Origin of the sequence: Mycobacterium sp. E796 (genome assembly GCF_001672815.1) — a bacterium.
Lineage (GTDB): Bacteria > Actinomycetota > Actinomycetes > Mycobacteriales > Mycobacteriaceae > Mycobacterium.
Genome location: NZ_LZKK01000164.1, coordinates 1 through 10,980, shown reverse-complemented (window position 1 = coordinate 10,980; position 10,980 = coordinate 1). Strand labels below are relative to the sequence as shown.

General features: G+C 69.0%; 13 protein-coding genes and 1 pseudogene. 9 read left to right on the top strand and 5 right to left on the bottom strand.

The genetic code is table 11. The features are described from left to right. The first annotated feature begins 25 nt into the window (after positions 1–25). Genes A5706_RS11950 through A5706_RS11935 form a run of 4 tightly spaced genes read left to right on the top strand, consistent with a single transcriptional unit; the run spans position 26 to position 3,579 of the window. The gene (locus tag A5706_RS11950; RefSeq protein ID WP_068130635.1) at positions 26–1,006 is read left to right on the top strand and encodes an NAD(P)-dependent oxidoreductase; all 981 of its coding nucleotides are present in this window, start codon (positions 26–28) and stop codon (positions 1,004–1,006) included. Then, a complete protein-coding gene (locus A5706_RS11945) occupies positions 1,003–1,656 on the top strand; it encodes an L-fuculose-phosphate aldolase (RefSeq protein ID WP_068130631.1) in 654 nt (217 codons plus the stop codon). The genes A5706_RS11950 and A5706_RS11945 overlap by 4 nt, the downstream gene beginning before the upstream one ends. Then, positions 1,657–2,541, top strand: coding sequence for an MBL fold metallo-hydrolase (locus A5706_RS11940; protein WP_068130628.1), 885 nt, complete (start codon positions 1,657–1,659; stop codon positions 2,539–2,541). A 3-nt stretch (positions 2,542–2,544) separates the two neighbouring features. Further along, the gene (locus A5706_RS11935; RefSeq protein ID WP_068130625.1) at positions 2,545–3,579 is read left to right on the top strand and encodes a dihydrodipicolinate reductase; all 1,035 of its coding nucleotides are present in this window, start codon (positions 2,545–2,547) and stop codon (positions 3,577–3,579) included. Here the strand turns inward: A5706_RS11935 and A5706_RS11930 are convergent. Continuing rightward, complete coding sequence (locus A5706_RS11930) at positions 3,568–4,425, bottom strand: AraC family transcriptional regulator (protein WP_068130623.1); 858 nt, start codon at positions 4,423–4,425, stop codon at positions 3,568–3,570. The two genes, A5706_RS11935 and A5706_RS11930, sit on opposite strands and share 12 nt — an antisense overlap. A gap of 73 nt (positions 4,426–4,498) precedes the next feature. Here A5706_RS11930 and A5706_RS11925 point away from each other — a divergent pair, with 73 nt between their 5' ends. After that, positions 4,499–5,143, top strand: coding sequence for a class I SAM-dependent methyltransferase (locus tag A5706_RS11925; protein WP_369831850.1), 645 nt, complete (start codon positions 4,499–4,501; stop codon positions 5,141–5,143). Here the strand turns inward: A5706_RS11925 and A5706_RS11920 are convergent. Further along, on the bottom strand, positions 5,122–5,973 hold the full coding sequence (locus A5706_RS11920; RefSeq protein WP_068130617.1) for an SDR family oxidoreductase: 852 nt from the start codon (positions 5,971–5,973) through the stop codon (positions 5,122–5,124). The genes A5706_RS11925 and A5706_RS11920 overlap by 22 nt on opposite strands. 79 nt (positions 5,974–6,052) lie before the next feature. Here A5706_RS11920 and A5706_RS11915 point away from each other — a divergent pair, with 79 nt between their 5' ends. Next, the gene (locus tag A5706_RS11915) at positions 6,053–6,691 is read left to right on the top strand and encodes a TetR/AcrR family transcriptional regulator (RefSeq protein WP_068130615.1); all 639 of its coding nucleotides are present in this window, start codon (positions 6,053–6,055) and stop codon (positions 6,689–6,691) included. On the opposite strand, the gene A5706_RS11910 is transcribed toward A5706_RS11915, so the two are convergent. Further along, positions 6,666–7,880: a zinc-binding dehydrogenase gene (locus A5706_RS11910; RefSeq protein ID WP_068130612.1), complete on the bottom strand. Its 1,215-nt coding sequence runs from the start codon at positions 7,878–7,880 to the stop codon at positions 6,666–6,668. The two genes, A5706_RS11915 and A5706_RS11910, sit on opposite strands and share 26 nt — an antisense overlap. Then, positions 7,877–8,665 (bottom strand): SDR family oxidoreductase, encoded by a 789-nt coding sequence (locus A5706_RS11905; RefSeq protein WP_068130609.1) that lies wholly within the window; start codon positions 8,663–8,665, stop codon positions 7,877–7,879. The genes A5706_RS11910 and A5706_RS11905 overlap by 4 nt, the downstream gene beginning before the upstream one ends. Before the next feature lie 97 nt (positions 8,666–8,762). On the opposite strand from A5706_RS11905, the gene A5706_RS11900 reads away from it, so the two are divergent. The 3 genes and pseudogenes from A5706_RS11900 to A5706_RS34250 all read left to right on the top strand — a co-directional run. Next, positions 8,763–9,707 carry a class I SAM-dependent methyltransferase gene (locus A5706_RS11900; RefSeq protein WP_068130606.1) on the top strand — a complete coding sequence of 315 codons (945 nt, stop codon included), beginning with the start codon at positions 8,763–8,765 and terminating at the stop codon, positions 9,705–9,707. Then, complete coding sequence (locus A5706_RS11895; RefSeq protein WP_068130605.1) at positions 9,700–10,608, top strand: class I SAM-dependent methyltransferase; 909 nt, start codon at positions 9,700–9,702, stop codon at positions 10,606–10,608. Before A5706_RS11900 ends, A5706_RS11895 begins: the two co-directional genes overlap by 8 nt. A gap of 10 nt (positions 10,609–10,618) precedes the next feature. Further along, a pseudogene (locus A5706_RS34250) lies at positions 10,619–10,906 on the top strand (class I SAM-dependent methyltransferase); the annotation flags it as partial. Here the strand turns inward: A5706_RS34250 and A5706_RS33590 are convergent. Then, positions 10,891–10,965, bottom strand: a complete 75-nt coding sequence (locus tag A5706_RS33590; RefSeq protein WP_369831851.1) for a hypothetical protein — start codon at positions 10,963–10,965, stop codon at positions 10,891–10,893. The pseudogene A5706_RS34250 and the gene A5706_RS33590 sit on opposite strands and share 16 nt — an antisense overlap. Positions 10,966–10,980 lie beyond the last annotated feature (15 nt).

Sequence of the window (10,980 nt, the reverse complement as noted above, 5' to 3'; positions counted from 1 at the left end):
TCACCGTACGCCAGCATTGGCGTCTGTGACATCGAGACCGCGTGCCCTGGTGACCGCGCCGCTGCGGGGGCCGGGGTTCGACAAGCTCCGGCAGCTGGCCGACGTGGTGTACGACCCCTGGATCGAGCAGACCCCGCTGCGGGTCTACAGCCCCGAGCAACTGGCCGAGCGGATCGCGGCCGAGTCCGCCGATATCGTTGTGGTGGAAGGCGACTCGGTGCGCGGCCCGGTGTTCGAGCAGGGCCTGATCGCAATAGCGTCCACCCGGGGCGACCCGAACAACGTGGACATCGACGGGGCCACCGCGGCCGGCATCCCGGTGCTGAACACCCCGGCCCGCAACGCCGACGCGGTCGCCGAGATGGCGGTGGCGCTGCTGCTGGCCGCGACCCGGCACCTCCTGACGGCCGACGCGGATGTACGGGGCGGCAACATCTTTCGCGACGGCAGCATTCCGTATCAGCGGTTCCGCGGCTGGGAGATCGCCGGGCGCACCGCCGGGCTGGTGGGCCTCGGCGCTGTCGGCCGGGCCACCCGGTGGCGGCTGGCCGGGCTGGGCATGCGGGTGATCGCGCACGACCCGTACAACGACGAGGCCCGTCACGGCCTGGACGAACTGCTCGCCGAGGCCGACGTGGTGTCCCTGCACGCGCCCGTCACCGAGGACACCGCCGGCATGATCGGCGCGCAGCAGTTCGCGGCCATGCGCGACGGCGTCGTCTTCCTCAACACCGCCCGGGCGCAGCTGCACGACACCGACGCGCTCGTCGACGCGCTGCGCGGCGGCAAGGTGGCCGCAGCGGGCCTGGACCACTTCGTCGGCGAATGGCTGCCGGCCGATCACCCGTTGACTTCCATGCCCAATGTCGTGCTGACGCCCCACATCGGGGGCGCCACGTGGAACACTGAGGCCCGGCAGGCGCTGATGGTGGCCGACGACCTGGAAGCCCTGCTGAGCGGCGAGACGCCCACCCATATCGTCAACCCGGAGGTGCTGGGCCCATGAAATCCGTCACCAACGCCGAGGACGCCGTTCTGGACGCGGCCAAGGACATGCTGCGCCGCGGCCTGGTCGAGGGCACCGCCGGCAACATCTCGGCGCGCCGCTCCGACGGCAACATCGTCATCACCCCGTCGTCGGTCGACTACCGCGACATGCAGCTGGACGACCTGGTGCTGATCGACCCGCAGGGCGAGGTGCGGCACGCCGCCGAGGGCCGGTTCCCGTCGTCGGAGGCGAAGCTGCACCTGGCGTGCTACCAGGCCTTCGACGACATCGGCAGCGTGATCCACAGCCACCCGGTGTGGGCGACCATGTTCGCCATTGCCCACCAACGGATTCCGGCGTGCATCGACGAGTTCGCCGTCTACTGCGGCGGGGAAGTCCGCTGCGCCGACTACGCCGCGTCCGGCACGCCCGAGGTCGGCACCAACGCGGTCAAGGCGCTCGAGGGCCGGGGTGCCGCGCTGATCGCCAACCACGGCCTGGTGGCGGTGGGGCCGCGGCCCGACAAGGCCCTGCACATCACCGCCCTGGTCGAGCGGACCGCCCAAATCGTCTGGGGGGCAAGGGCTCTCGGTGGCCCCGTGCCCATCCCCGACGAGGTGAACCGCAACTTCGCCGGCGTGTACGGCTACCTGCGCGCCAACGCCTAGATGCGCCCGATCCGGTTCGGTCACGCGACCGTGACGCGCGTGCTGGAACTGCAATTCGACCTGGGCGCCCACTGTTTCCCGCAGACGCCGCCGTCAGGATGGCGGGACAACGCCGACCTGCTGGTGCCCGACTTCTTCGACCCCGCGACGGACAAGTGGCACATCGCGGTCCAGAGCTGGGTCATCGAGGTCGACGGGCTGACCGTCGTGGTGGACACCGGCGTCGGCAACGATCGCGAGCGCCCGCACATGCCACCGCTGGACCACCTCAACACCGGGTTCCTGGCGGCGCTGGCGGCCGCGGCCGTGGACCGCGATGCCGTCGACGTCGTGGTCAACACGCACATTCACTCCGATCACGTCGGGTGGAACACGATGCTCGAGGACGGCGCCTGGGTGCCGACGTTCCCCAACGCCCGATACCTGGTGCCGGCCGCCGACTACTGCCACTTCTCCCCCGACGGGCCGGCGGGCGGGCAGCCCGGTGATCGGCTGGTGTTCGCGGACAGCGTCGCGCCCATCGCCGAGGCGGGTCAGCTCGTCCTGTGGTCGGACGACTGCCAGATCAGCCCGTCGCTGCGACTGCGGCCCGCCGCCGGGCACACGCCGGGCTCCTCGGTGCTGTGGCTCGACGCTGGCCGGCCCGCCGTCTTCGTCGGCGACCTCACCCACAGCCCACTGCAACTGCGCCGGCCCGCCGACGCCTGCGCCTTCGACGTCGACGCGCCGGCGGCCGCGGTGACCCGCCGCCGGATCTTCACCGAGGCCGTCGGCGCGAAGGCCGCGGTGATACCCGCGCACTACCCGGGCCACGGGGGCGCCACCATCCGCGCGGTGGCCGACCGATTCGACGTCGAGGACTGGCTCGACATCGATACGGTGTGAGCCATGGCGTACCGCGTAGTCCAATGGTCGACCGGCAACATCGGCACTCGCGCCCTCGGCGTCCTGCTGGACCGCGACGACTTCGAGGTGGTGGGCGTCCACGCCTTCGGCTCGGACAAGGTGGGCCGCGACGCCGGCGAGCTGGCGGGCCAGGCCCCGGTCGGTGTCGCCGCGACCGACGACGTCGACGCGTTGATCGCGCTGAAACCGGATTGCGTGAACTACATGCCCCGTGCCATCGACTACGACCTGGTGGAAAGGATGCTGCGCGCCGGCATCAACGTCGTCACCACGGGTGATTTCGTGACCGGCACCCATCACCCGACCGAGCTCCCCGTGCTGCAGCAGGCGGCGCGACAGGGCGGTGCGACCTTCTTGGGAACGGGGTTCGAGCCGGGCTTCATCAACGTCGTCGCCGGATTCCTCACCGGCGCCTGCCGAACGGTCCGCAGCGTCAAGCTCGTCGAAACGCTGGACTGCACAACCTATCCCGTCCAGGACGTGTGGAAGGTGCTCGGATTCGGGAAAACGCCCCGGGAGCCGGTGACGCACCTGGACCCCGGGACGCAACGATATGGCCTGGGCTACTTCGAGACATTGGACATGATCGCCACCATGCTGGGCACCGAGCTCGACTCCAAGGACGCATTCGTCGAGCCCGCGGTGCTGACCCGGGATCTGAACCTGGGCTGGGTGGACTACGCCGCCGGCACCGCCGGGGGCCAGCGCCGCACCTATCGCGGCTTTCGCGGCGGCCGTCCGGTGGTCGAGCTGGCCATCTGCTGGACCATGAGCGACGACGCGCTCGACCCGAAATGGACCGACCCCAAGGGTTTCAGCGTGGTGATCGAGGGCCAACCACGCGTCGACGCGACGATCCGATTCGGCGAGCCCGGCCAAGACGTGATGACCGTGTTGATGGACAGCACCGCCGTTGCGGCGGTCAACGCCATACCGTTCCTGTGCGAGGCGCCGCCGGGCGTCATCACCCCGATCGACCTGCCCATCATGGGATCACCTGGGGCACTAGCGGTTTGAACCGCGCCACGCGCGGGGTGAGGTGCCGTGCGTGCGGCGGAAGAGCCTGCTGAAATAGCCCGGGTCGCCGATCCCGACGCGGCCGGCGACCTCCGCGATCGGCAGATCGGTTTCGGTGAGCAACGTCCGGGCCTCGGCCATCCGGCGCTCGATGATCCACTCCTGCACGGTGCGCCCGGTGCGGCGCCGCACCACGGTGGTCAGGTGTCCCGGCGTGATGCCGAGTTCGCCCGCCACGTCGCGCAGCGACAACGGCTCGGCGTGGCGACGGTCGATCACCTCGAACACCTCGGCCAGCAGTGGCTCGCCGCTGCGCCGCAGGTCGCCGACCACGTCGACCACCAGCCGGGAGAGGTCGATCAGCAGCAGCGTGAGATGCGCCAGCGCCGCCTGCTGGTAACCCTCTTGGCGCGCGGTCAATTCGGTCTCGATCGACGCGATGGCACCCTGCCACGCCGGCCGCCGGTGCGCGGGCACCTCCAGCCGCAGCAGTCCCCCGGATCGGCCGTGCAGGAACGGGAACAGCAGCGGATGCGCCCGCCACGCCGGCCACGGCGATCGCCCGTCCTCGCCCAGCGCCGCGGGATCGAAGAAGACCCCGACCCCGACATCGATACGACCCACAACCTGGGCGGGGTCGATGACCTCACCCGCCGCCAGCACATACACGCAGCCCGGACCAGGGCTGTACCAGAGCGCCGGAAAGTCGTGAATGTGTCGGCCCTGCTCCGGCAGGTCTTCGCGACTGGCCCGCAGCACCGAAACCGGAGGGGTGTCCGGATCGGTCCGATATGCGTAGATAGGCACGCCCCTGCGATGCCGGACCATCCGAGCTGGCTGGGTCATGGTGCGAAAATAGTCCTAGTTTTGTCGAAGATCGGCCAATTATGAAGCCAACTAGCGCTTCATCATGAACTCTATGACGAAACATCATCCACATGACTACCTGCCCGCCGCGGGCCACGACGCGCTGCTGCCCTGCTACGACCTGTTCGCCCGCCTGCTCGGCATGCCGAAGGTCTACGACGCGCTGATCGCGCAGGCCGAACTCGCCGACGGCCAGCGGGTGCTGGAAATCGGCTGCGGCACCGGCAATCTCACCGCCCGCGTCAAACGTGCCCACCCCGCCGTCGACGTCACGGGATCCGACCCCGATCCCCGCGCACTCGAGCGGGCGCGGCGCAAGGGCGTTGGGCTCAAAGACATCCGCTTCGAACAGGGCTACGCCGAGCGACTGCCTTACGCCGACGGCGAATTCGACCGGGTGCTGTCCTCGATGATGCTGCACCACATCAACGAAGACGCGAAATCCGCCGCCGCGGGGGAAATCTTCCGCGTGCTGCGTCCGGGCGGCCGGCTACACCTGGTCGACATCGGCGGCGACATTACCGCCGAGCACGGCCTGTTGACGCGGCTCATCAGGCGCAACCCCCACGCGGCCGGCAACCTCGGCGACGCGATTCCCCGACTGCTGAACGCGGCCGGATTCGACTGCGCCGAGGTTGCGTCGACGCCGCACCGCGTCCTCGGGCGGTTGAACTACTACCGCGCCACGCGCCCCTGATCAACCCGAAGGCCGCGGAACAACCTCATGCGGTGGACATTTATTCGATAGAACAGGCCCGGCCACCTGCGGTACACGTGCCAAATGACCTGAACCGCAGCGGGAAACACGATCAGCGGCCGGTTGCGTTCCACGCCGCGCAGTATTGCGCGGGCGGCGGCCGGGGCGCTCATCTGAGGCATCAGGTAGTGAGTGCGTCGACTCAACGTCGCCACCCGCTCGCGCGGCATGTTGACCACGACCATGTTGTCGTAGATTCTCGTCTTCATGTCGCCAGGGCATGCGGCGCTGACCTTTACGCCGAGGTCCGCTCCCTCCGCCCGCAGCGAAAGCGAAAGCCCCACGATCCCATGCTTGCTCGTGCAGTAGGGGGCGTTGCCCGGCTGGGGAACCAGCCCACTCAGCGACGAAATGTTGACGATGTGCCCGTGACCCTGGCGAGTCATGACCTGATACGCGTGCACCGTCCCGTACACCACGCCGAGTAGGTCGACGTCGAGCACGTGACGCCACTGCTGCATCGAGAGGTCGCGCGAATCGCCGCCGATCGCGATGCCGGCATTGTTGATCATGTAGTCGACACGTCCGTATTCAGCCACCGTGCTCTCGATCAGCGCTGCCACCGCGGCCGGGTCCGCTACATCGACGCACACGCCGCGCGCCGGCACGCCGATCTGTTTCAGGTGCGCCGCCACCAGACATGCGGCCTCGTCGTCGATATCGGCGACCACGACCTTGGCGCCCCGGCTGCCGAGCTCCTCGCACAACGCCTCACCCAAACCCATGCCCCCGCCGGTGACAATCGCCACCGCGTCCTTAAACCGCTGCATGCTCTTCTCCGACCCGCCACTTCGGACATGTTTACATTTGGTATAAGATTACATCAGATGTAATAAATCGGAAGGGCCTATGACAACCGACGAGATCGGCCTGCGGGAACGCAAGCGACAACAGACCAGGCGCGAGCTGATCCGCGCCGCCATGCGGCTGTTCGAGGAGAAAGGCTACGAGGAGACGACGGTCGCCGAGATCACCTCCGCCGCAGGGGTTTCCACGAAGACATTCTTCAACTACTTCGCGAGCAAGGACGAGGTCCTGTTCCCTCACCTCTCCCGCAGGATCGAAGCCGCGGTGGAACTGATCGAACGACAAGGACCCGACAACCCGATGCCCGAGGTCCTCGTGGCAGCCATGCAGCACATGCTGGCCGATGCCCTCACCGAGGAAGTCGACGGGGGCCTGGCCGCGGTTCGGCTGCCGATGATAATGGCGGTTCCGGCGGTCCAAGCGGCCACGCTGCACCGCTACTTCATGGCCGAAACTCAGCTCGCCGAGGCGCTGCAGCGCGCGTATTCCGACACGCTCGATCCGGCGGCCGCCGCCGCCGTCATCGGCTCGGTCATGGGGGCGGCGATCGCCGCTGCGCTTGTGTGCCTACAAGAAGGCGCCGAAGGCCAACAGCTGCGCGCCGCGGTCGAACGCGCCGTCGATATCGCGATTCACGGAGTGCGCTACATCGTGCCTAGCGCTGGTCGAACGCGACCTTGACGGCGCCGCTGTCGGCCTGGTTGGCGATCGCCAGGAAGGCCTCGCGCCACTGCTCGAGGCCGAAGGTGTGGGTCAGCATGGGACGCAGGTCCACCCGGCCGGCGGCGGCCAAATCCAGGTAGTGGGCGATGGCGTGGCGGCGCTCGCCGTCGACCTCCTCGACCCCGAAGGCGTTCGACCCCACGAGGGCGATCTCCTTGAAATACAAGGGACTCCACTCCCACCGCCCGGGCGCGTGCACGCCGGCCTTCACCAGGGTGCCGCGGGCGCGCAGCACCCGCACCCCGACCTCGAACGTCTCGGGCTTGCCGACGGTGTCGTAGACGACGTCGAGCGCCCCCGGATAGGCCATCGGCAGGCCCAGCAGCGGCTGGCGCAACCGGCCGCCGCCCCACGCGACCAGTTCCTCGATGACCGCCAGGCGCGGCTCGTGGTCCACCACCAGCGCCGCGCCGAACCGGCGGGCCAATTCCTTCTGGGCCTCGAACCGCGCCACCACCGCGACGGCCACGTCGGGGTAGAGCGCCCGCAGGATCGTGACCGCGCACAACCCCAGCGAGCCGGCCCCGTACACCAGCGCCCGGCCCGAGGGCGGCGGCGGATGACGGGTGATCGCGTGCAGGGACACCGAGAACGGGTCGGCGAACACCGCGAGCTCGTCGGGCACGGAATCGGGAACTGCAAAGAGCATGCTGTCGTGGGCGGGCATCAGGTCGGCGTAGCCACCGGTCACGTCGGCCGACACCCCGGTGTGGATGCCGGGCTTGATGTCGCCGTCGGTGAAGCTCCAGCACAGGCTGTAGTCACCGCTTTCGCAAGCGGGACAGGGCGGTTCGATGCCGCGCGGGCCGCAGGACAGCCACGGGTTGAGCACCACCCGCTGGCCCACCTCCAGCCCCCGGGCCTTGGGCCCCATCGCCACCACGTCGGCGACCACCTCGTGGCCCATGACTTGCGGAAAAGAACAGAAGGCGGACATGGCGTTGTCCGCGTCGGCCTCGCCGAAGTCCATCAGGATCTGCTTGGAGTCCGACCCGCAGATTCCGGTCAGCCGCGGCCGGGTGAGCACCCAATCCTCGTGCGGCAGTTGCGGATCCGCGACTTCCCGCAGTGCGACCGGGCTGTGGGTCAGTGCGTCGTCGGGTCCCGGCGACGGCTCCGGCGGCACGCCGTACACCAGCGCCCTCATCGCGGAGCCATTCCTGCGACACCGGCGATGAACGCGTCGACGTCGGCGTTCTTCGCGTCCACTACCGCTTTCATGTCCGGAACGTAATGCTCGAACGTCTCGCCGGCCAGTGCCTCGATGATGCCCTCGGCCACCTCGTCGGCGGGCACCTTCGGCCCCTGGTAGAGCGGCTCCTCGCTGCCCGGGTGATCCCAGATCTCGGTGTCGACGGGCCCCGGCTCGATCAGCTTCACCGCAATCCCACTACCGTGCAGGTCGACGGCCATCGCCTCGCTCCAACCGCACAGCGCGAATTTGCTTGCACAATAAGCGGTTTCGTGGATGATGCCGAGCCGGCCGCCGACGCTGGAGACGTTGACGATCAGGCCGGACCCGCGCGCCAGCATCCGCGGCAGCAGGGCCAGCGTGAGGCGCATCGGGGCGAAGAAGTTGATCCGCATGACGTCCTCGACCTCCCCGGGATCCAGGGCCGCGACCGGGCGCCGCTTCGGGATCGCGGCGTTGTTGATCAGCACGTCGACGCCGCCGAGCCCGTCCCACGCCCGCAGCGCCAGCTCCCGCAGCGCGGAACTGTCCGCCAGGTCGGCCACCCACATCGCCGATTCCGGCGAGGTCCGCCGGCAGTCCGCCAGCACCTCGGCCAGGCGATCCCGGCGGCGGGCGATCAGTCCCACCACCGCCCCTCGCCCCGCCAATCGCCGGGCCAGGGCCGCGCCCAGTCCGGACGAGGCACCCGTGATCAGCACCCGCTTTCCCGCCGCCTCGAAGGGTGCTGCGTTCGCCATTCGTCAAGGTTGCCGCGAATTGCGGGAAGCGTACAGTGGGAGAAGCTTGTTATATCGGCTAAATATTAGATTAACTACGTCCGAATAGGGGCAGACCATGACTTCCACCAGGTATGAAGGCGACACCTGGGACCTGGCATCCAGCGTCGGGGTGACCGCGACGATGGTCGCGGCGGCCCGCGCCGTGGCGAGCCGTGCCGATCGTCCGCTGATCGACGACCCGTTCGCCGAGCCGCTGGTCCGGGCCGTCGGTGTCGACCTGCTCACCCGGCTGGCGACCGGCGAGGTGGATCCGGGCGACCTGAACGACGTGCACGACGGCGCGAACGGGTCGACCGGGGCGATGTCCCGGATGGCCGACAACATGGCCGTGCGCACTAAGTTCTTCGACGAGTTCTTCCTGAATGCGACCCAGGCCGGCGTCAAGCAGGTCGTGATCCTGGCCTCGGGGCTGGACTCGCGCGCGTACCGGTTGGACTGGCCGGCCGGGACCGTGGTCTACGAGGTCGACCAGCCGCAGGTCATCGAGTTCAAGTCGCGAACGCTGGCCGAGCTGGGCGCCGCCCCGACCGCTTACCGGCGGGTGGTGGCCGTCGACCTGCGCGACGACTGGCCCGCCGCGCTGCGCGCCGCCGGATTCGACCCGACGCGGCCGACCGCGTGGAGCGCCGAGGGCCTGCTCGGCTACCTGCCCCCGGAGGCGCAGGACCGCCTGCTGGACACGATCACCGAACTCAGCGCTCCGGGCAGCCGGCTGGCGACGGAAAGCGCGCCCAGCCCAGAGCCCGGCGACGAGGAGAAGCTGAAGGAGCGCATGCAGCGGATCTCCGAGCGCTGGCGTGCGCACGGCTTCGAGCTGGACATGGCGGGGCTGGTCTACTTCGGGGAGCGCAACGAGGCGGCTCCCTACCTGAGGGACCGTGGTTGGGCGCTGGAAGGCATCAGCATCCGAGAGCTGTTCGCGGCCAATGACCTTCCGCCCCTGGAGGGAGACGACACCCGCATGGGCGACGTGCTCTACGTGAGCGGCACCCATGAGTGAGGGCCGCACCGAGGGTGACAGCTGGGGACCGGCGTCCAGCGTGGGCGCGACGGCCACCATGGTCGCGGCCTCCCGCGCGGTGGCGTCACAGGGACCCGATGCGCTGCTCGACGACCCGTTCGCCGATCCCCTGGTCCGCGCCGTGGGGCTGGACCCGTTCATCCGCATCATCGACGGCGAGATCGATTTCGAGGACGACGCGCTGTTCAACCGGAAGACCCGGCGCGAGCAGATCACGGTGCGCACCAGGTTCTTCGACGACTTCTTCACCGGCGCCACCGCCGACGGTGTGCGGCAGGCGGTGATCCTGGCCTCCGGCCTCGACACCAGGGCCTACCGATTGCCGTGGCCGGACGGCACGGTGGTCTACGAGATCGACCAGCCCCAGGTCATCGCGTTCAAGACCGGCACGCTGGCCAACCTCGGCGCCACCCCCACCGCAGAGCACCGCACGATCGCCGTCGACCTGCGCGACGACTGGCCGGCCGCGTTGGCCCGAGGCGGATTTGACGTCACCCAACCGACCGCGTGGAGCGCCGAGGGCCTGCTGCCCTACCTGCCGCCCGACGCACAGGACCGGCTGTTCGACCACATCACGGCGCTCAGCGCGCCGGGCAGCCGGCTGGCCACCGAACACGTCTCGGACCCAAACGCGTTCACCGACGAGCGGTTGCAGCGCATCTCCGAGCGCTGGCAGCGCTTCGGTTTCAACCTCAACGCGGCCGACCTTTTCTACCGGGGCGAGCGCAACGTCGTCGTCGACTACCTCAAGACCCACGGCTGGCAGGTGACGGCCTACCCGGCCCGGGAGTTGTACGCCAGCAACGGCTTTGAGTTTCCCGAGGACGCGATGGCGGCCGCCTTCGGCGACTTGAGTTACGTGGCCGCGACCTTCAAGTAGGGTTTCGCCTATGCCACGCGCTCATGACGACAACTGGGATCTGGCCTCCAGCGTTGGCGTCACCGCGACGATGGTCGCGGCGGCCCGCGCCATGGCGACGAGGGACCCCCGCGGCCTGATCAACGACCCGTTCGCCGAGCCATTGGTGCGCGCGGTCGGGGTGGATCTGTTCACCAAGATGCTGGACGGCGAACTCGACCTTGACGCGTTCGAGAACGCGTCGCCGGCGCGCATGCAGGCGATGGCCGACGGAATGGCGGTGCGCACCAAGTATTTCGACGATTACTTCATCGACGCGGTCGGCGCCGTCGTGTCGTGCCCGGCCTCCCGCAGCGCGGCCGGCCAGTCTTGCCGCAGATCGACCGCGACGGT